Consider the following 19,865-nt stretch of genomic DNA (forward strand, 5'->3'; position numbering starts at 1 on the left):
GTGCCGATCTTGCGACGTCTCCTCCCCCGCCTCGCCTGCCTCGTTCTGCCGCTTCTCCTCAGCTTCCCCGCCGCAGCCGCCGAGCTCGTCGGCCGCGTCAGCATCGTCGATGGCGACACGCTGGACATTCATGGCGAGCGGATTCGCCTGTGGGGCATCGACGCGCCCGAAAGCGCGCAGCTCTGCCGCGGCCGCGACCGCAAGCCATATCGTTGCGGCGCGCTGGCCGCCAACACGCTGGACGCGTTCACGCGCGGCAAGGTTCTGCGCTGCCTGCCGGTTGATGGCGATCGCTACGGCCGCATCGTCGCGCGCTGCGCAGCCGGCGCGACGGATCTCGGCCAGTTCATGGTGGCGCGCGGGCTCGCGGTCGAGGAGCCGCAATATTCGCGCGGCGTTTACACCGCCGATCAGCGCGCCGCCCGCCGCGCCGGCCGCGGCATCTGGTCGGGCCGCTTCACCGAGCCGCCGCTCTATCGCAGCTGCATGCATTCAGGTGGAACGACGGCGGTGTGCTCGGACGGCGGGATCGGCTGGCGTTGAGTGGCGCCGCCTTGTCCACCGGCACAACAGCTCAATTGCCACGCCTCGGCGTCTCGCTGTACGGTCGCGCACCGCAAGGACCAGGGCTGGACGAGGACGATGACAGAGACAAAGACGCGCGTGGCGATCCTGTTCGGTGGGCGCTCGGCGGAGCACGACGTCTCGCGCGCCTCGGCGGCCAACATTGTCCGCTCGCTCGATGCCGGCCGCTACGCCGTCACGCTGATCGGCATCACCACCGAGGGACGCTGGGTGCTCGCCGACGCCGCGAATGACGGCACAGGCGCGGCCCTGACAGTGCCCGCGGACGGCCCGCAGATCGTGCTGCTGCCGGCCGGCCGGGGCCGCGCGCTGGTCATCGGCGACGGGCCCCTGCGCGAGCTCGCCTTCGACGTCGTCTTCCCGGTGCTGCACGGTCCGAACGGCGAGGACGGCACCGTGCAGGGCGCGCTGGAGCTCGCCGATGTCGCCTATGTCGGCGGCCGCGTGATGGGATCGGCGGCGGCGATGGACAAGGACGTCGCCAAGCGCCTGCTGCGCGACGCCGGCCTGCCGATCGTGCCGTTCGTCACGATGACGGCCGCATCACCGGTGAGCTATGAGGCGGCGGTCGCCGCGGTGGGCTCGCCCGAGCTGTTCGTCAAGCCGGCCAATCTCGGCTCCTCCGTCGGCATCTCCAAGGCGCGCAACGAAGCGGAGTTCGACGCTGCCTGCCGCCTCGCGCTGCGCTTCGACGGCAAGATCCTGATCGAGCGCTGCATCAGCCCGGTGCGCGAGATCGAATGCGCCGTGCTCGAGCATGCCGACGGCGAGGTCGCGGCTTCCGAGCTCGGCGAGATCGTGCCCGCCGACAGCCACGGCTTCTATTCCTATGAAGCCAAGTACACCGATGCCAAGGGCGCCTCGCTGCACGTCCCGGCGCAGGTCGAGCCCGCCCTCGCCGCGCGCATCCGCAAGATGGCCACCGAGGTGTTCGGCGTGCTCTGTTGCGAGAGTCTCGCGCGCGTCGACTTCTTCGTCCGCGGCGAGGAGGTCTACGTCAACGAGGTGAACACCCTGCCGGGCTTCACCAATATCAGCATGTACCCGAAGATGTGGGAGGCCACCGGCCTGCCCCAGCCGGCGCTGATGGATCGTCTGATCGCGCATGCGCTGGCGCGTCATGCGCGGCTGAGAGAATTGGCGTCGCAGCGCTGAGGAACGCTTCTGCGGCGGCCGCAGGTCAGCGTGGCGCCACCTTGACGCCGGCGGCGACCCGGTCGCTGGGATAGATGATCACGACATCGCCGCCGGCGACGCCGTCGGCCACGGCGGCGAACCGGCCCGAGCGCCGGATGAGCCGGACGGTGCGCAGCTCGGCGCGCCCATCCTTCAGCGCAAACACCGACCAGTCGTCACCGCGCTTGAACAGCGCGCCGGTCGGAACGATGGTCGCATCCTCCTGCGTGAAGACGACGATCTGCGCATCGAGCTGATAGGCATCGCCGAGCCGCTGCCATTGCTCGGCCGGCGAGACGATGTCGATCAGCACGTTGACGCGCTGCTCCTCGACGCCGAGCGTGGAGATCTTCGTGAAGGCCGCCGGCTCGACCCGGCGAACCCGTCCCGACAGGCGGCCCGCCCCGCCCCAGCGATCGATCGTGACCTCGGCGCCGGGACGGATCTCGACCGCGTCGGTGCTCAGCACGTCGATGACCACTTCGAGATCACGGGGATCGCCGAGCTCGAGCAGCGCCGCGCCTGGCTGCACCGTCGTTTCGCTTTCCTGGGTCACCTTCAGCACCAGCCCGCCGACCGGTGCGGTCACGTTCCAGCTATCCGCGGGCGCGTCGGTATCCGTGTTGCTCCCGTAGCGCGCCAGCATCGCCCTGAGCTGGCTGAGCTCGTGCTCGGCGGCATGGTCGGCATATTCGGCGGCGCGCAGGTCACGTTCGGCAATCCGCATCGCGAGCTCGGCGCGCTCCCGCGCCTGCGCCGTCGCAGCGCCGCTGGCGGCCAGCGCCATGGTGCGCGCAAGATCAGCGCTCGCCTGCGCGCTCTGCGCCTGCGCCCGCGCCACCACCTCCTTGGCCCGCTCGACATTGGCTTCGGCCGCGCCGAGCTGCTCCTCGACCTCGCGGCGGGAGCGCGGATCGAGCAGCGGTGCCGGCGCCGGCGTGATGGTGGCGACGACGTCGTCGGCCTTGACCTGGTCGCCGGCCTTGAAGCGGAGGCGTCCCAGCCGGCCGGCCAGCGGCGCGGCCACGACGTAGCGCTGGCGCACCCGCGTCTTGCCGTCGTCATCGACGGTGGCAACGAACCGCCCTTTCGTCACCGCGGCCGTCTCCACCGGGACCGGACCCGGCATCACCATCCAGGCGATGATGCCGGCCGCGGCCAGAACGCTCGATACGATGACGACGCGGCGCAAAACGGGGGGCATGCTCATTCCCTGGTCTTGAGGGCGGCGACCAGATCGAGCCGATCGACCCGCCTGCGGACGATGATGGCGCTGATCGCGGCGCTGGCCAAGACCACCGCGGTCGCGATCAGGTAGGTCCGCGGCGCGATCACACCCGGGATCTGAAAGCTCTCGCTGGAATGCAGCCGCGCGATCAGCCCGATGATGGCGTGCGACAGCAACAGGCCGAGCGGAATCCCGACCGCGATGTCCAGCGCGAACTCGCCGAACAGGATGCCCGCGACCTCGCCGCGGGTGAAGCCGAGCACGCGCAGGCTGGCGAGCTCCCAGGCGCGCTCCTGCAGGCTGATGCGGGCGCTGTTGTAGACCACGCCCACGGTGATGATCGCGGCGAAGCCGGTGAGGATGCCGGCGGTGACGAACACGAGGCCCGCGATCTTCTCGATGAAGGATGCAAGGGTGTAGGCCTTCATCGTCACGGATTCGATTTTCGGCATGCTCTTGAACCTCGCGCCGAGCGCGGCCAGCGCCGCCGGCTCGACATGGAGGCTCGCCACCGAGATCACCGCGCCTTCGCCGGTGAAGCGGTTGAGCGTATCGATGTCCATGTAGGACGCCATCCCGATCGCCTCGTCGACGATGGCGCTCACCGGCAGGTCGCGCCGCCGGCGGTGGCCTTCCATCGCCTCCACCGTCACGACCTGCCCCGCGCCCAGCGCCAGCCGCTCGGCGAGGCGCCGGGTCAGGGTGATGCCGTCGGGCGCCGCGACGATCGGGCGACGTGCGGAATCGTGCGGCCGGCGCAGCTCGTCGGTGGCCGCCAGTCCGATCACCGAGGTGAGGTAGCTCTGATGCCCGGCCCGCAGCCGCACCGGAACGATGCGCTGGCCTTCGATCGCGAGCACGCCGGGCTGGCGCGCCAGGTCACGCAGGATCGCGCGGTCCATCGGATGGATGAACGTGATCGTGGCGTTGCCGCGCTCGACCAGGTTGAACTGCAGCTCGATCATCTCGCCGATGGCGTCGCGCCAGAAGATCCCGAGCACCATCATCGGCACCGCGAAGGCGATGCCGATGATGGTGAACAGCGAACGGAACGGCCGCCCAGCGACGTTGCGCAGCATCATCATCCGCCGCGCGCCGAACGCCGTGCCGGGCACGATGCGCTCGATCCAGGAGCGGCGGAACCCCAGCGGCATCGCGGGCCGCATCGCCTCTGCCGGCGCAAGGCCGACGACCTCCTGAAGCGCCGTGACCACGCCGAGCGCGCCCGCCGCGACGCTGATCGCGACGCCGGCCACCGCCGCCCAGGGCGCCAGCCGGAATGGCAGCTCGGGCAGACGGAAGAATCCCTGATAGCTCGATATCATGGCATGGCCGAAGCCGACGCCGCTGGCGATGCCGAGCGCCGATCCGATCAGCACGATCACCAGCATCAGCTTGAGATAATGGAAGGTGAGCCGCAGCGTCGGAAAGCCGAGCGCCTTCAGCGCCGCGATCTGCTCGCGCTGCGCGGCGACCAGCCGCCCGAGCGCGCCGTTGAGCAGGAATGTGGCGACACCGAAGAAGATGATGGGGATGGTGATCGACATCACCTTCTGCTGGTTCAACTCGTCCTCGAGAAAGCGGTTCGACGGCTGGTCGCGCCGCGCGATCGCGCCGATCGAGCCATAGGGCTCGAGCAGCCGGTCGAGCTCCTCGATCACGGGCTTGGGATCGACGCCCGGGGCGAGCGCGATCACGGCGTCGTTGAACGCCCCTTTCATATCGAAGGCGGCCTCGGCCGCGCTCCGGTCGACCCACAGGATGGCGTAGAGACGATCGTCGGGGATCGGCAATCCCGGCTTCACCGCGTAGACGTATTCCGGCGACAAGGCGATGCCGGAGACCCGGAAGCCCTGCACGCGGCCATTGAGCAGCACGCGGATGTCGTCGTCCGGATTGACGCCATTGGCCTCGGCAAACGCCTCATTGACCGCGGCGCTGCGCGCGGTCCCCGGCTCGGGCGACGTGCCGCGCCGCAGATGCAAACGCGCCAGCGCTTCGTCGCCCGCGCGGCTCAGCGACACCAGGCGCGCCGAGACCGGCTGCGACGCCGCCGGCCAGTCGACGATCACCTCGCGCACGATGCGCGGCTCGACCGCGACCACGCCGGCGATGGAGCTCAGTCGCGGCACCAGCGCCAGCGGCGCCCGCTTCAGCGTGACGAAGATCTGCGGAAACCGGCCATCGGCATAGAACTGCTCGCAGCCGTCGCGCAGGGACAGATAGGTCGAGACCGAGCCTGCGAACACCGCGACGCCGGCCGCCACCAGCAGCGCGATCGTGATCACCTGCCCGCGCATCGCACCGATGTCGCGCCACAGCTTGCGGTCCAGCAGGCTCACCAATGCACCTCCTCGGCCGACAGCCGCCGTGCATTGCGCTCCTCGCCGACGATGCGCCCGCCGCCGAGCCGCAGCACGCGATCGGCCATGCCGGCGATCGCCGCATTATGCGTGATGATGATCGTGGTCGTCCCGAGCTGCGCGTTGGCGCGCGCGATCGCGGCGAGCACCACCTTCCCGGTCTCGTAGTCCAGGGCGCCGGTCGGCTCGTCGCACAAAAGCACGTCGGGCGCCTTGACCATGGCGCGGGCCACCGCGACGCGCTGCTGCTCGCCTCCGGAGAGCTGCGAGGGAAAGTGGTCGATCCGCCGCTCGAGCCCGACGAGCTTGAGCACCTCGCGCGGATCGAGCGGCCTGTCGGCAATCTCGGTGACCAGCGCGACGTTCTCGAGCACCGTCAGACTCGGGATCAGGTTGTAGAACTGGAACACGAAGCCGACATGTTCGCGCCGGTAGCGCGTCAGCTCGGCATCGCCGGCGCCGACCAGTTGATGATCGCGCCACTGCGCCTCGCCCGAGGTCGGGCTGTCCAGCCCGCCGAGAATGTTGAGCAAGGTCGACTTGCCGGATCCCGAGGGGCCGAGCAGCACCACGAACTCGCCCTCGTAGATGTCGAGATCGACGTCGCGCAACGCATGCACCTCGACCTCGCCCATGCGGTAGGTCTTGGAGAGCTTGCGGGCGCGAAACACGGGTGCGGCACCCGGATGCTCCGGACGCGCGGCAGCGCTCGCGTCGTTGATCGTGGTCGGACTCATGAGGCCGCAGTTCCTGTCCGGCGAAGGCCTACGCAGAACGCCCGAGACACCTCCATGCCATCGAGGCCGGACGACTTCATAGCCCACAATCGGTCAGCAGCCGTCTTTGCCGGTTGATGCATATCAAGCGACCGACATCATCGGGGCGCGTCACACACATCTGCTCACGTCCATCCCAACGTCGAGACCTCGTAGATCAGCACGGCGGCCCCGAGACAGCGGCGCCAGGGATTGACGCCGCGCACGAGCTCATCGACGGCCCAGACGACGAGACCGGCCTTCACCAGACAATCCAGATTCGCGCCCGTCCGACCCGGCGGGTGCAAGGCCCAGCCCACGAGGCTTCCCACCAGCACGATCCACAGCGCCGGGTTCGGCATCTGGGCGATCGTGATCTCGCCGGTCGCGCGATTGCGGAAGAACCAGTTGAGAAAGCGCGACATCGTGCCGCCAGCCTGCCCGGTCACGCTCCGCGTCCCTCCTGCTTCCCACGCTGCAGGATGCGGCCCAGGCCGCGCGAGATCAATGGCCGCACGGGAAGAAACAGCCTGTAGCCGAACTCCAGGACCGCCAGCGCGCCCGGCATCGAGGCCACACGCGCCGCCCAGCACCAACGCGGCAGACGGCGCCAGATCTCGACGAACGCCGCAGCGCCCGAGAGCAGGCGCCCGTCACTGGCACGCACATGAAACCGCGCCATCGCCTGTTGCTGGGTCACGCCATCCGGCGTTTCCGCGCCTGGTTCGGAGACGTCGACGAAACACAGCGCACCCGCCTGATCGGTCCGGCCGTAATAGCCGATCTCCGCTCGACACAGCGGACAGGATCCATCGAAGTACACGGTCGATTGTGCAGGCTCTGGCGCCATGCAGATCTCCTCCAAAACACCCGCTCAAACCTCAGAGCCCTGAACGTCCGCGCCGGGGTTTTGGGTCTGTGGCTGGTTGGATTTCGGTCGGAGGATTTCGGTGACGGTCTTGGGCCGTCACCGAAACGACCACGCTCCCAAGTCTCGCAAACTCACCGCGGCGGCATCTTCTCGAATTTCGGCAGCGCCGGATCGAGGTGATCCCAGGGATGTCCGGCGGCGGTCCACGACACCAGTTGCGGCCGGTAGCGGCTGGGATCGTCGAGGCTTGCGGGCGTGACGATGAACACATCGGGCATCGCCGGAAACGTCAGGTGCATCGACGAGCCGCAGGTCTGGCAGAACGCCCGCCGCTTCACCGTACCGCCATCGCCGATGGTCTGGAAATGCGACACCTCGCCGTCGACCTTCACCTCCGCCGCGACGAAGGTCAGGTGCGACTGATGGCCGGTGCCGCTGTCGCGCTGGCATTGCCGGCATTGGCAATCCAGCATGACCGCCGGCTCGCCCTTGATCTCGTAACGCACCGCCCCGCAGGCGCAGCCCCCGACATAGGAATTGGTCATGTTGCTCTCCTCAGTGCGACCGCTGCGGTGACGCCTGCTCGGCGGCGACCTGATCGAGCTTCTTGACGACGGTCTTCCAGCCCTCGCCCATCTTGCGATACGCCGTCTCGTTGGCCGGCAGCACGAAGCCGGAATGCACGAGGCGAAGGCGCGTGCCCGTGTCCGCTCTGGACAGGCTGAAGGTGACCACCGTCTCCAGCTTCGCGCCGTAGCCGACATTGCTGTCATGGCCGCCCCTCCACGCGTAGGACAGCCGCTCGTTCGGCACGACCTCCAGCACCTCGCAGTGGATGGTGCCGTCCCATTGGCCCGCCGGCGTGGTCTGAAAGGTGAAGCGATTGCCGATGACGGGCTCAAAACCCTTGGGCGCCATCAGCCAGCGGCCGATCAGCTCGCCATTGGTCAGGGCTTTCCAGATGACCTCCGGCGCATGCGGGAAGATGTCCTCGACGACAATGGCCTGCGTGTCCGCGTTCACGGCCTGGTTCATGGATCGATGTCCTTCAGCAGTTTTTTCAGATTGGCGAAGCGGTCGCGCCAGAACACGCCGTAATGGCTCATCCAGTCGGCCAGCGGCTCCAGGCCGCGTGGCTCGGCGCGGTAATAGACCTTGCGGCCCTCGGGGCGCTCGCAGACCAGGCCGGCCTGCTTCAGGGATTTCAGATGCTGCGAGATGGCGCCCTGCGTGACGGTGCTGCCGCGCGTGAGCTCGACGACGGTGATCTCGTCGGCCGCGACGATGCGCTCGAACACCGCGCGCCGGGTGGGATCGGCCAGCGCGCGCATGACGGCCGTGATGGGTTCAGACTGGATCATGCGGAAGCAATAGCAACCACTAATCAATTAGTCAACACTAATATTATACGTGACGCCAATCGCGGCTCGTATGCTCCCGCTGGACGGCGCCGCCAGAAAATCCGAATTTTTATCTTCCGTTTTTCAGAATTCAATGCTATGGTATCGCGTCCCGCCCCGATTGAGGGGCGCATCGCGATCGTCACGAGCGTTGGGTGCGGGATGCGGTGGGCGTGTCGGGTTGCAGCGTGAGCGATCATGCCGACGAACGATCCGATGCGTACGGCGAAGTCGTGTGGTCCTGGCATCCCGGTGCTGATGCCAAGCTGGCGCTGCAAGTTCGACGAGCGCGCTGGCGACGGGGGCAAGAAAGCCGATCCCCGGGGAGATCACGTATAAGCCGTTCAAACCATTGCGCGGGGAAGGCCGGGATGATCCGGCCCGTACCTGTGGTTCCTGCCGCCTGCATTTTTTTCGCAGGCGGGCCATGGGTGCGACCGGCACCCGGCCTTTCCCGCGCCCTCATTGTTAGGAGGGCGACCAGATGAGCAACACTCGGACGCGAAAGCGGGTGCGAGAATGAGAATGCATGTTTTGCCCATGTCTCACCGCCGTCCTTGCGAGGAGCGCAGCGATTGATCTGCGCGACCCCACAACTGTCAACTATGTCCCCGAACACCCGTCAGCGACGTCTCCGGGCTGAACACTGCGCTCGCAATGTCGCTTTCATTTCCGCTGTCGTCCGGCAAGCTGCGGCAACGCGCAAGCGTTGGCGCGGCGCCGACCCGGGACCCCTACGCCGCGGCGGTTGTTTGAGGCACGCTGGAGCGGACGGCCTTGGCGCCAATTTCCGCCGGTGGTCATGGATCCCGGCGTTCGCCGGGAGGACATCGGTTTCTGGATGGCCAGCTTGGCCCACATGCGCGTTTTTGAACCTTCCCTTCTGCCGCTGGAACACACCCAAGCGCCTCACTGCCGCCAAACCCCGCAGAAAAACCGACTGAATCGCCCCTCCCATTCCGGTACACTCGCCGCGTGACCCATCGCCCTACGATTCTCGTGTTCGACTCCGGCCTCGGCGGCCTGTCCGTGCTTCGCGAGGTGGTGCGGGCGCGGCCTGACGCCCACTACGTCTATGTCGCCGACGACGCCTTCTTTCCCTACGGCCATCACAGCGAGCAGGCGCTGGTCGCCCGCGTGGTGCCGCTGATGGGCGAGCTGATCGCCGCGCACCGGCCCGACCTCGTCGTGATCGCCTGCAACACCGCCTCCGTGCAGACGCTGGCGCCGCTGCGGGCCGCCTACCCGACGCCCTTCGTCGGCACCGTGCCGGCGATCAAGCCGGCCTGCGCGCAGTCAAAGACCAGGCGCGTCTCCGTGCTCGGCACCAAGGCGACCGTGCAGCGCGAATACACCCACGCGCTGATCCGCGATTTTGCGCAAGGCTGCAACGTCACCCTGGTCGGCTCGCCGGAGCTTGCGTCACTGGCGGAGGCCGCGCTCAGCGGAACGCAGGTCAGCGACGCGGCCATCGCCGCCGAGATCGCACCCTGCTTCGTGGGCGACGCCGCCGATCCCGCTGATCGAACCGACACGGTCGTGCTCGCTTGCACGCATTATCCGCTGCTGCTCGACCGGCTCGAACGCCTGGCGCCCTGGCCCGTCACCTGGATCGATCCGGCACCGGCGATCGCGCGCCGCGTCGTCGACCTGCTGGGCCCCCCGGCTGGCGACGCCGACGATGGCGGCGCCACCATGATCTTCACCTCGAACAAGCCACATCAGCTCGGCCGCGCGCTCACGCCCTATTTCGGCGGCCGCGTCCCGGCCTGACGGAGACCGCCGATGTCCGCACCGCCCCAACCGCTCAACCGCCTCAAGCAGGCCTGGCGCGACAAGCGGCCGACGTTCGGCGCCATCGCCACCATCCCGAGCATCCAGACCGTGCGCATCATGGCGCAACAGCTCGACTGGATCATCGTCGACCTCGAGCATGGGCCGATCGATCTCTCCACCGCGCACGCGATGATCACCGCCACCGCGGGCACGCCCTGCGTGCCGCTGGTGCGGATCGCCGCCAACGAGCCGCATCTGGCGAAGGCGCCGATGGACCTCGGCGCGCTCGGCATCAACTTCCCGATGATTTCGAGCCGAGCGGACGCCGAGAAGGCGGTGCGCAGCGTGCGCTACCCACCCCGCGGCGACCGCCTGTGGGGTCCGTTCCACGCGCCGTTCCACTGGAACGTGTCGATGGCCGATTACATGGCGACGGCCGATGACGACATGATCTGCATGGTGACGATCGAGCATGTCGAGGCGGTCGAGCGCATCGACGAGATCATGGCCACGCCCGGCATCGACATCGCGGTGATCGGCCCCGGCGACTTGGCCACCTCGATCAACAAGCGCGGCCAGCTCGATGATCCCGCAGTGAAATCCTTGATCGCGCGCGCCGAGGCCGGGATCATCAAGTCAGGCGTGCCGATCGGCGGGGCGGCGCGCAACGCCGAGCAGGCCAATGCGATGATCGCGCGCGGCTACCTGGCGCTGGCGCTGGGCTTCGACTGGTCCCTGTTCCAGCGCGGCATTGCCGCAAGCTTCGAGGGGATCAAGCGCTGATTCAGGGCCGCTTCACGTTCCAAACGAAAAACAGGATTGGGGGAGAAGCCCATGACGAAGAAGACGATTTTGGGCACGTCGCTGGCCATGTTCGGGCCGCTGGCCGCACCGGCGCCCTAGAGCGGCGCTTCCGTAACCCGGCCTGCGGTGTTAACAGCAGCCGCCGCCGGGGGAGCCGGATCAGGCCAAGCACAACAAACGGGAGCGACAGGTTCAGGATGCGCGGAACGACCAGGCCGATTTCGCTGCACCGCCGTCTGATCATCGATCTGATGCATGCCTCGCGCGGCGTGCCGTTCGTGTCGCTGGCCCGGACGATCCAGATCGGTCCGCTGCTGGAGGCCCGCGCCGCGGCCGTCCACCCGCCCGGTTTCGCCGCGATCTTCGTCAAGGCGTTCGCCCTGGTCGCCCGTGACGAGCCGGTCCTGCGCACGCTCTACACCGGGTGGCCGCGGCGCTGCCTTTACGAGCTGCCGCGCAGCGTCGCCACCGTCACCATTGCCCGGGTCGAGAATGGCGAGGATTGCGTGCTGCCGCAGCGCGTCTCCGGGCCTGAGGCCATGTCGCTGGCCGAGATCGACGCCCTGATCCGCCAGGGCAAGGAGGCGCCGGTCGACGACGTCGCCATGTTCCGCAAGATCATGCGCGCGACCCGGCTGCCGCTGCCGCTGCGCCGGTTCGCCTGGTGGGTCGGGCTGAATTTCGGCCGCCAGCGCGCCAACTGGTTCGGCAATTTCTCCGTCACCAGCATCGCCGCCTGCGGAGGCGGCCAGTTGCACGCCCTGAGCCCGGGACCGTTCATCATCAATTACGACGTCGTCCAGCCCGACCAGACGATTCCCATCCTGATCCGCTGGGACCACCGGGTTACCGACGGCGCCATGATCGCCCGGACCGCGATCCGACTCGAGCAGGTGCTGAATGGCGAGATCGCAGCCGAGCTGAGGGCCTGCCCGGTTCCCGGGCGCAGTCCGGCGGAAGCCGACCTGGGATGCGAGGCGGGGCGGCGGAAAATGACCGTCCTGAAGGGGCCGAAAGGGTGATTTTGCCGGCAAAAGCGGCCGTTGCGGTTTGACAAGCCGGCAGTTTCTCGCCTAAGAACCCCCTGCTCGCGGGCCGCTTTCGGCCCGCGTTGCGTTTCGCGACCCGTGGCCTTCTCCCTTCATGCTTTGGGGAGGGGTCTGTCGGTGGACCGGATTTCCCGGACACACAGGAGGGCGCGTTTCCTCAAACCCGAACGAAAGACTTGAAGAGGACGCGATGACTAAGCGCAGTGAGGCGAAGTACAAGATCGATCGCCGCATGGGCCAGAACATCTGGGGCCGCCCGAAGAGCCCCGTCAACCGCAGGGAATACGGCCCCGGCCAGCACGGCCAGCGCCGCAAGGGCAAGCTGTCCGATTTCGGCGTGCAGCTGCGCGCCAAGCAGAAGCTGAAGGGCTACTACGCCAACATCTCCGAGCGCCAGTTCCACGGCATCTATGTCGAGGCCGGCCGTCTCAAGGGCGACACCGGCGAGAACCTGATCGGCATTCTCGAGCGCCGTCTCGACACCGTCGTGTTCCGCGCCAAGTTCGTGTCGACCATGTTCGCCGCGCGCCAGTTCATCAACCACGGCCACATCAAGGTGAACGGCCGCAAGGTCAACATCGCGAGCTACCAGGTCAAGCCGGGCGACGTGATCGAGGTCAAGGAAGCCTCGAAGCAGCTCGCCGTGGTGCTGGAAGCGAGCCAGCTCGCCGAGCGTGACGTGCCCGACTACATCGAGGCCGATCACGGCAAGATGACCGCGAAGTTCATCCGCATCCCGGCGCTGTCGGACGTGCCGTTCGCGGTGCAGATGGAGCCGCATCTGATCGTCGAGTTCTACTCGCGCTGATCTTGACCGGACCGCGGTCCGGCACCATCTGATAATCCGAAGGCCCTGGCACGCGCCGGGGCCTTTGCTTTTTGGGGTTTCGGATGCGGCGAACCGATTCCCGAATGCCACACTTGCCACGAATTCGCCCCAACCTGGGCTGACAGGGAATCCGTCCCGTGATTCACTGTCTGCAGTTGTAAAGTAGCGGGGCGTTCGCCATGGAGTTCAACAGGCGCAATATCATCTTTGGTGCGTTGCCGACCGATGCGGTCGGTGCTCCGCCTCTGCCGCCGTTGCGGGCGCCGCCGCTCAGCGCTCCACCGTTACGCGCACGGACCTCCGGCGTCCGCTACCGGTTCAACGACGGCCTCTATCCCTCGACGGTCTTCGACCTGCTCGAACGCTCCTGCTGGCACGTCCAGTCCGATGCGACAGCCCATGTGATCCGCCATGTCGGGACCGGGCTCACCTTTGCCGATGCGCAGCTTCGCCATGATCCCTACGCGCTCGAGCTCCTCCATTGTTTCGACGATTCGCGCGAGCTCACCGACGAATGGCACACCATGCTGGTGGGCTGGGCCGCGGTGAACATGGGCTGGAACGTCAAGCGGCAGCGGCCGGGCGCCGTGCTGCTGCTTTCACCGTCTCGGCAGAGCCCGCTCGAACCCTGGGTGTTCGACTGCACCGCGGCGCCGCCGCTGGTCGCCGAGCCGATCGAGAGCAGGCCTCTGCGGCGGCCGGACATCTGGCTCAATCCGCCGCGCGCGGCGTAGCTCGCGAGGAGGAGCGTTTTGCGGGAGCGGTACGAGTTGGGTAAGGTCGGGTCGTGATAAGCGAACGAGGACTGCCGATGTATTACACCCCGCCCCCGCGCGATCCCAAGGCGCCGCCCGTGCGCGTCAATCTGTTGTCGGACACGCAGACCCGCCCGACGCCGGCGATGCGCGAGGCGATGGCGCGGGCCGAGGTCGGCGACGAGCAGATCGGCGACGACCCGACCGTGCACGCGCTCACCGCCCGCGTCGCCGCGCTGCTCGGCAAGGAGGCGGCGGTGCTGATGCCGTCGGGCACGATGTGCAATGTCGCGGCGACGCTGGTGCATTGCCGGCCGGGCGACGAGATCCTGGCGCACGAGACCGCGCACATCATCTCGCGCGAGGGCGGCGCGCATGCGGCGCTCGGTGGTTTCCAGGTGACGCAGCTGAAGGGCCCCGACGGGCAGTTCACACCGGAGACCTTTCGCGCCGCGCTGCATCCGCGCAGCCGCTACCAGCCGCCGCAGACCGTGGTCAGCGTCGAGCAGACCGCCAATATCGGCGGCGGCACGATCTGGAAGAAGGCTGATCTCGACGAGATCGTCGAGATCGCCAAGGCGAATGCAATGGCGACGCATATGGACGGCGCGCGGCTGCTCAACGCGACCGTCGCCACCGGCATTCCCGCGGCAGAGATGACCGCGGGCTGGGACTCGGCCTGGATCGATTTCTCCAAGGGACTGGGCGCGCCGATCGGCGGCGTGCTCGCCGGCAGCGCCGCCTTCATCGACGAGGTCTGGCGCTGGAAGCAGCGGCTCGGCGGCGCGATGCGCCAGGCCGGCGTCGTCGCGGCGGCCTGCATCTACGCGCTCGATCATCACGTCGGCCGGCTCGCCGAGGATCACGCCAATGCGCGGGCGCTGGCGCGCGGGCTGTCGCAGATCCAGGGCGTCGAGGTGCAGGAGCCCGAGACCAATCTGGTGTTCTTCAAGCCCGACGGCGCCGGCGTGTCAGGCGACAAGATGGTGAGTGAACTACGCAAGCGCGGTGTGCTGCTGGCGATGATGGACGGCCGCATCCGTGCCTGCACGCATCTCGACGTGTCAGCCGCTATGATTGAGGAAGCGATCGGCCATGTCAGGGAGATCGTGCGCGGCGCATGACGATCATGACGCGAGGGCTGCGTAAACCAGCCGGCCACACAGGCGGCCGCCGTTATCGCGGCGCCCCCTTGCGAGCGCGGCTCTCGATCGCCTTACTCAACGCCTCGTCGTGCAGCTCGGCGCTCGCCTCGGAGAAGCAGCAGAACACGATCTGCGACAGCGAGGTTTCGCCGCTGATGGCCTCGATCGTAGTGGCGACCGCAATCGAGGCGGCGCGATCAGCGGGAAAGCGAAAGATGCCGGTCGAGATTGCGGGAAAGGCGACGGAACACAGCAGGTGGTTGTGACACAGCTCAATCGAGCGGCGGTAGCACGAGGCCAGCAGCTCCGGCTCACCGCGGTCGCCGCCCTGCCAGACCGGGCCGACCGTGTGGATCACATGACGGGCGGGCAACCGGTAGCCCTTGGTGATCTTGGCCTCGCCAGTCTTGCAGCCATGGAGCATGCGGCATTCCATGACGAGGTCGGGTCCCGCCGCACGGTGGATCGCGCCGTCGACGCCACCACCGCCGAGCAGAGACGTGTTCGCGGCGTTGACGATGGCGTCAACGCCGAGCTTGGTGATGTCGGTGACGACGACCTCGAATCGGGTCGTGCCGATCTTTCGGACCGGATAGCTCAGGCGGAGGCCGCCGTGCCGACCGGGATGCCCTTGTCGGTGAACAGCTGCTGCAGCTCGCCGCTCTGGAACATCTCGCGGACGATGTCGCAGCCGCCGACGAACTCGCCCTTCACATAGAGCTGCGGAATCGTCGGCCAGTTCGAGAACGTCTTGATGCCGTTGCGCAGCTCGGCGGATTCGAGAACGTTGAGGCCCTTATAGCCGACGCCGACGTGGTCCAGGATCTGCACGACCTGGCCCGAAAATCCGCACTGCGGAAACTGCGGCGTCCCCTTCATGAACAGGACGACGTCGTTCGACTTCACTTCATTGTCAATGAATTGCTCAATGCTCATCTTCGCTTCCTCTAGGGCGCCTCAAGGAACGCCTGGGGCTCGGTCCGCGCTGATCGCCATCGGACGGATTTCGCCCGCAGCCGATCGCCACTCTTCTATATGTAGCGCAAACCGTTGTTCAGCCAAAGTAAAATGCCGAGGATCGGCCCGCGACCCAGGCCCCCCGGCCGGACCATAGGCTGACGGCAGCAATATTATAGCCGCCACGAGGGTTTCATCCCGTAACCAAGCCCCTATTTAGGACGAACTGTCGAAAGGAACTTGTTCCGTCGAACATCGTTTTCTGCTGGCAAACGGAGACCCTCGTGACCAGTTCTGCCTCCGCTACGGCCTCCATCCCCGACACTGATACGCTTCAGACCGGGTCCGGCTCCCTCGCCGGGCGCCTGACCGAGGCGTACCTCGCCGTTCGGGGCGAGACCGAGCGGCGTGCGGCGCCGCTGAGCCCGGAAGATCAGGTCATCCAGTCGATGCCGGACGCCAGTCCGGCCAAATGGCATCGCGCCCATACGACCTGGTTTTTCGAGCAGTTCGTGCTGGGCGAGCACTGCCGGGGATATATCCCTTTTCACGCCGATTACGCGTTCCTGTTCAATTCCTATTACGTCAGTGCCGGCCCGCGCCACACGCGGGGCGAGCGCGGCCTGATCACCCGGCCGGGCGTGGCCGACATCACGGCATATCGGCAACACGTCGACGCGGCGATGGCGGACTTCCTGGGCAGCGCCGAGCCTGCCACATTGGCCGCTGTGGCGCCGCTGGTGGAGGTCGGCCTCAATCACGAGCAGCAGCACCAGGAGCTGATGCTGACCGACATCCTGCACGCATTCGCGCAGAACCCGACGGCCCCGGCCTATGATCCATCCTGGACCTTTCCTGCCCCGGCAGGCCGGGGCGCGGATTGGATTCACCTCCCCGAGGGCATCCATACCGTCGGACACGCCGGTGATGGTTACCATTTCGACAATGAGGAGCCAGCCCATCGCGCACTCGTCGGGCCGGTGGGCATCGCGCGCAATCTCGTCACCAATGCCGAGTGGCTCGCTTTCATGGATGACGGCGGCTACCGGACCGCCACGCTCTGGCTCATGGACGGCTTCGCCGCCGCCAGTCGCGAGGGCTGGCAGGCGCCCGGCCATTGGTACAAGGTCGAGGGCGAATGGCGCATCATGACGCTGGGAGGGCTGCGGCCGGTCGATCCGGATGCACCCGTGTGCCACGTCAGCTACTATGAGGCCGACGCATTCGCACGCTGGCGCGGCAAGCATCTGCCGACCGAGATGGAGTGGGAGGTCGCCGCGCGCGGCAACCAGCTCAGCGACGCCTTCGGCATTGTCTGGCAGTGGACCCGCAGCGCCTACAGCCCCTATCCCGGCTATCGTGCCACGGAAGGCGCGCTCGGCGAGTACAACGGCAAGTTCATGGTCAATCAGCTGGTGCTGCGCGGCTCATCGCTCGCGACGCCGGCGGGCCACAGCCGCGTCACCTATCGCAACTTCTTCTATCCACATCATCGCTGGCAATTCACCGGGCTCCGGCTCGCGGACTACGCCTGAGCTATCAGCATTCGTTGCCCGACAGTCGCGCGTGTGCGCGTCCAGGAGAGTATCATGAACGTGCACGTCAACGCGCTGCTCGATGCCCATCTCCCCGACGACAAGACGTCGGCCTTTGCGACAGACGCAGTCGCAGGCCTCACCCAGCAGCCCAAGCAGCTATCGCCGAAATATTTCTACGACGCCGCCGGATCAGACCTGTTCGAGCAGATCACGCGCCTGCCGGAGTACTACCCGACGCGCACCGAGCTCGGCATCCTCAGGGATCGCGGCGCCGAGATCGCGGCGGTCATTCCCGACGATGCTGCGCTGATCGAGTTCGGCGCCGGCGCCACCACCAAGGTGCGGCTGCTGCTGGAGAGCTGCCGCTTCGCGGCCTACGTGCCGGTCGATATTTCCGGCGAGTTCCTGACCGCACAGGCCGACAGCCTGCGCCGCGACTTCCCGCAGCTGGCCGTGCACCCGGTCATCGCGGATTTCACCACCGCATTCAAACTGCCTGATGCCATCGAAGGCAAGCCGAAGGTCGGCTTCTTTCCGGGATCGACGATCGGCAATTTCGAGCCGCATGAGGCGTGCCGGTTCCTGCGCTCGGCACGCGAGATCCTGGGGACCGGCGCGCTGATGATCGTCGGGGTCGACCTGGAGAAGGACGAGCGCGTCCTGCATGCCGCCTACAACGACGCCGCCGGCGTGACCGCGCGTTTCAATCTCAATCTGCTGTTGCGGATCAACCGGGAGCTCGGCGGCAATTTCGACCTGTCCGCCTTCGTTCACCGCGCGATCTACAATCGCGAGCAGCACCGCATCGAGATGCATCTGGTGGCACGAAAGCCGCAAACCGTGCGGCTGCTCGGCACCACTCTCTCGTTCCGGGCCGGCGAGAGCATCCACACCGAGAACAGCTATAAATACAGCATCGAGCGCTTCGGCGCGCTGGCCCGCGGCTCCGGCTGGAAAGTCCAGACCGTGTGGACGGATGCGGAAAAAATGTTCTCGGTTCAGGCGCTCGTCGCCGAGGCGTGAGGCTCCGGCTTCGACCGCAGCGACAGCGTCTCCCACAGCGCGACGATCGCCAGCAGCGCGCTCGTCAGCGCTGATAGCACGAGCGGCGACAGTTCGGTCGCGAACCAGCCGAGCCCGATCAGCGCCAGCAGGCCAGCGCCGTGCGACAGCTGCAGGAAGCCGCGGATGTTGAACTTGAAGAGGATGGTCCCGAGCAGAAACACGAACGGACCGCCGATCGTTGTCGCCGCCGTATTCAGGCCGGTATGCCCGAGGGGGTGCTTCAGGATGATCTCGTCCGATACCGCCGAAACGATGATGCCGGCGACGATCGGCATGTGCAGGTAGGTGTAGGCCGAGCGCGCCATCAGCCCGGATTGCGCCGACTGCGAAATCACCTCCGATCCCGCCTCAGCGCCGCGGTTGAAATACACCGCCCACATCGCCACCGTGCCGATGAAGGCACTGGCAAAGGCGGCAATGTTGGCTCCGGTCCAGTCGAGCTCGGCAAAGGTCGCGCCGGTGACGACGATGGATTCGCCGAGCGCGATGATGATGAACAGCGCACAGCGCTCCGCCATGTGGCCGCCTTCGACCATCCAGTCCTCGACGGTGGATGCACCCAGCCCGGGGACCCAGAAGCGGACGGCCGGCGACACATATTCCAGGGTGAGCGCCGCCCCCCATAGCCCCATCCGCGCCGGGCCCTCGGCAAGGCCGCCGAGCAGCCAGAGCACTGCGGAGGCACTGAGCCAGGAGAGAATGCGGGCGGCGTTGCGACGGACGGCCAATCGCTGCGGCGGCGTCGCGGTCAGCCAGAACGCGGTCCGGCCGACCTGCATGGCGGCGTAGGCCATGGCGAACCACAGGCCGCGGTCCTCGAACGCCCGCGGGATCGACATCGACAGAACGAGGCCCGCCAGCATCAGCGCGAACAAGAGACCTCGGACGAGCGCCTTCTCGGGATCGAGCCAGTTGGTCACCCAGGCGGTGTAGACCCACACCCACCAGACCGCGAGAAACAGAACGGCCGTCTGGGCGGCGCCGAGCGGCGAGAAATGGCCGATCAGATAGTGCGAGATCTGCGTGACCGCGTAGACGAAGACGAGATCGAAGAACAGCTCGACGAACGTGACCCGGCTGTGCCGGTTCGGCTCGATGACGCGAAACAGCGCACCACGCGGATTGTCCACCGCCATCTCCCCGGATGCGTGCTGCGCGATCTGCCCCTGTGCGGTCAGCGCTGGTCCGGCACCCCGGTCTGCAGCGCCAGAGCATGCAGCACGTCACCCATCTGGCCACGCAGCGATTGGTAGACGAGCTGGTGCTGCTGCACGCGGGATTTGCCGCGGAACGATTCCGAGATCACCGTCGCGGCGTAGTGGTCGCCGTCGCCAGCGAGATCGCGAATCGTCACCTGGGCGTCAGGGATGGCAGACTTGATCATCTGCTCGATATCGTGGGCATCCATGGGCATCCCAGTGCATCTCCTTGTGTCGGGCAGGCGCGGCATCTCGTGGACGATGTAGCCCGCAGGGCCCGCGGCTTGGCTGCAGCTCCCATCAGTGGCCCGCCGAGCACGGCGAATCAAGGCGTTCTCGCGGGACCGTGATATTGAATTCTAGCGCGAAC

General features: G+C 67.1%; 22 protein-coding genes. 10 read left to right on the forward strand and 12 right to left on the reverse strand.

The window, feature by feature from the left end; genetic code table 11:
- Window positions 1-6: 6 nt before the first annotated feature.
- Both QW845_RS08705 and QW845_RS08710 read left to right on the forward strand, forming a co-directional pair.
- Complete coding sequence (locus tag QW845_RS08705; RefSeq protein WP_315801379.1) at window positions 7-543, forward strand: thermonuclease family protein; 537 nt, start codon at window positions 7-9, stop codon at window positions 541-543.
- Window positions 544-642: 99 nt separating this feature from the next.
- Entirely contained in the window at window positions 643-1,740 is a 1,098-nt protein-coding gene (locus QW845_RS08710; RefSeq protein WP_315801184.1) for a D-alanine--D-alanine ligase family protein, read from the forward strand.
- 25 nt (window positions 1,741-1,765) lie between these two features.
- On the opposite strand, the gene QW845_RS08715 is transcribed toward QW845_RS08710, so the two are convergent.
- From QW845_RS08715 to QW845_RS08750, 8 genes are all read right to left on the reverse strand, one after another.
- Window positions 1,766-2,965, reverse strand: coding sequence for an efflux RND transporter periplasmic adaptor subunit (locus QW845_RS08715; RefSeq protein ID WP_315801185.1), 1,200 nt, complete (start codon window positions 2,963-2,965; stop codon window positions 1,766-1,768).
- A 2-nt stretch (window positions 2,966-2,967) separates the two neighbouring features.
- Window positions 2,968-5,334, reverse strand: a complete 2,367-nt coding sequence (locus tag QW845_RS08720) for an ABC transporter permease (RefSeq protein ID WP_315801186.1) — start codon at window positions 5,332-5,334, stop codon at window positions 2,968-2,970.
- Complete coding sequence (locus tag QW845_RS08725) at window positions 5,328-6,089, reverse strand: ABC transporter ATP-binding protein (RefSeq protein WP_315801187.1); 762 nt, start codon at window positions 6,087-6,089, stop codon at window positions 5,328-5,330. The genes QW845_RS08720 and QW845_RS08725 overlap by 7 nt, the downstream gene beginning before the upstream one ends.
- Before the next feature lie 164 nt (window positions 6,090-6,253).
- Window positions 6,254-6,532, reverse strand: a complete 279-nt coding sequence (locus QW845_RS08730; RefSeq protein WP_315801380.1) for a hypothetical protein — start codon at window positions 6,530-6,532, stop codon at window positions 6,254-6,256.
- Window positions 6,533-6,552: 20 nt separating this feature from the next.
- On the reverse strand, window positions 6,553-6,957 hold the full coding sequence (locus tag QW845_RS08735; protein WP_315801188.1) for a DUF393 domain-containing protein: 405 nt from the start codon (window positions 6,955-6,957) through the stop codon (window positions 6,553-6,555).
- A gap of 152 nt (window positions 6,958-7,109) precedes the next feature.
- Complete coding sequence (locus QW845_RS08740; RefSeq protein ID WP_315801189.1) at window positions 7,110-7,523, reverse strand: GFA family protein; 414 nt, start codon at window positions 7,521-7,523, stop codon at window positions 7,110-7,112.
- 10 nt (window positions 7,524-7,533) lie between these two features.
- Window positions 7,534-8,013: an SRPBCC domain-containing protein gene (locus QW845_RS08745; protein WP_315801190.1), complete on the reverse strand. Its 480-nt coding sequence runs from the start codon at window positions 8,011-8,013 to the stop codon at window positions 7,534-7,536.
- The gene (locus tag QW845_RS08750) at window positions 8,010-8,339 is read right to left on the reverse strand and encodes a metalloregulator ArsR/SmtB family transcription factor (RefSeq protein WP_315801191.1); all 330 of its coding nucleotides are present in this window, start codon (window positions 8,337-8,339) and stop codon (window positions 8,010-8,012) included. The genes QW845_RS08745 and QW845_RS08750 overlap by 4 nt, the downstream gene beginning before the upstream one ends.
- Before the next feature lie 1,014 nt (window positions 8,340-9,353).
- Between QW845_RS08750 and murI the strand changes: the two genes are divergently transcribed.
- The 6 genes from murI (at window position 9,354) to QW845_RS08780 (ending at window position 14,715) form a co-directional block, all read left to right on the forward strand.
- On the forward strand, window positions 9,354-10,151 hold the full coding sequence (gene murI / locus QW845_RS08755; protein ID WP_315801192.1) for a glutamate racemase: 798 nt from the start codon (window positions 9,354-9,356) through the stop codon (window positions 10,149-10,151).
- 12 nt (window positions 10,152-10,163) lie between these two features.
- Window positions 10,164-10,937 carry an HpcH/HpaI aldolase family protein gene (locus tag QW845_RS08760; protein ID WP_315801193.1) on the forward strand — a complete coding sequence of 258 codons (774 nt, stop codon included), beginning with the start codon at window positions 10,164-10,166 and terminating at the stop codon, window positions 10,935-10,937.
- 218 nt (window positions 10,938-11,155) lie between these two features.
- A complete protein-coding gene (locus tag QW845_RS08765; protein WP_315801194.1) occupies window positions 11,156-11,980 on the forward strand; it encodes an acyltransferase in 825 nt (274 codons plus the stop codon).
- 217 nt (window positions 11,981-12,197) lie between these two features.
- Window positions 12,198-12,815, forward strand: coding sequence for a 30S ribosomal protein S4 (gene rpsD, locus QW845_RS08770; RefSeq protein ID WP_315801195.1), 618 nt, complete (start codon window positions 12,198-12,200; stop codon window positions 12,813-12,815).
- Between the two features lie 200 nt (window positions 12,816-13,015).
- Window positions 13,016-13,570 carry a hypothetical protein gene (locus tag QW845_RS08775; RefSeq protein WP_315801196.1) on the forward strand — a complete coding sequence of 185 codons (555 nt, stop codon included), beginning with the start codon at window positions 13,016-13,018 and terminating at the stop codon, window positions 13,568-13,570.
- 77 nt (window positions 13,571-13,647) lie between these two features.
- Window positions 13,648-14,715: a threonine aldolase family protein gene (locus tag QW845_RS08780; RefSeq protein WP_315801197.1), complete on the forward strand. Its 1,068-nt coding sequence runs from the start codon at window positions 13,648-13,650 to the stop codon at window positions 14,713-14,715.
- Window positions 14,716-14,767: 52 nt separating this feature from the next.
- Here the strand turns inward: QW845_RS08780 and QW845_RS08785 are convergent, their stop codons facing one another.
- Together QW845_RS08785 and grxD are read right to left on the reverse strand one after the other, a co-directional pair.
- The gene (locus QW845_RS08785) at window positions 14,768-15,337 is read right to left on the reverse strand and encodes an O-acetyl-ADP-ribose deacetylase (protein WP_315801381.1); all 570 of its coding nucleotides are present in this window, start codon (window positions 15,335-15,337) and stop codon (window positions 14,768-14,770) included.
- Window positions 15,334-15,672, reverse strand: coding sequence for a Grx4 family monothiol glutaredoxin (gene grxD / locus QW845_RS08790; RefSeq protein ID WP_006609190.1), 339 nt, complete (start codon window positions 15,670-15,672; stop codon window positions 15,334-15,336). The genes QW845_RS08785 and grxD overlap by 4 nt, the downstream gene beginning before the upstream one ends.
- Window positions 15,673-15,977: 305 nt before the next feature.
- On the opposite strand from grxD, the gene egtB reads away from it, so the two are divergent.
- Complete coding sequence (gene egtB, locus QW845_RS08795; RefSeq protein WP_315801198.1) at window positions 15,978-17,228, forward strand: ergothioneine biosynthesis protein EgtB; 1,251 nt, start codon at window positions 15,978-15,980, stop codon at window positions 17,226-17,228.
- Between the two features lie 54 nt (window positions 17,229-17,282).
- Window positions 17,283-18,254, forward strand: coding sequence for an L-histidine N(alpha)-methyltransferase (egtD, locus tag QW845_RS08800; RefSeq protein WP_315801199.1), 972 nt, complete (start codon window positions 17,283-17,285; stop codon window positions 18,252-18,254).
- Here egtD and QW845_RS08805 read toward each other — a convergent pair.
- Both QW845_RS08805 and QW845_RS08810 read right to left on the reverse strand, forming a co-directional pair.
- Window positions 18,230-19,432 carry a low temperature requirement protein A gene (locus QW845_RS08805; RefSeq protein WP_315801200.1) on the reverse strand — a complete coding sequence of 401 codons (1,203 nt, stop codon included), beginning with the start codon at window positions 19,430-19,432 and terminating at the stop codon, window positions 18,230-18,232. The two genes, egtD and QW845_RS08805, sit on opposite strands and share 25 nt — an antisense overlap.
- A gap of 38 nt (window positions 19,433-19,470) precedes the next feature.
- Window positions 19,471-19,710 (reverse strand): BolA family transcriptional regulator, encoded by a 240-nt coding sequence (locus tag QW845_RS08810; RefSeq protein ID WP_315714834.1) that lies wholly within the window; start codon window positions 19,708-19,710, stop codon window positions 19,471-19,473.
- Between the last annotated feature and the right edge of the window lie 155 nt (window positions 19,711-19,865).

The organism is Bradyrhizobium sp. SZCCHNS3002, assembly GCF_032377435.1.
In the GTDB taxonomy this organism is placed as follows: Bacteria; Pseudomonadota; Alphaproteobacteria; order Rhizobiales; family Xanthobacteraceae; genus Bradyrhizobium.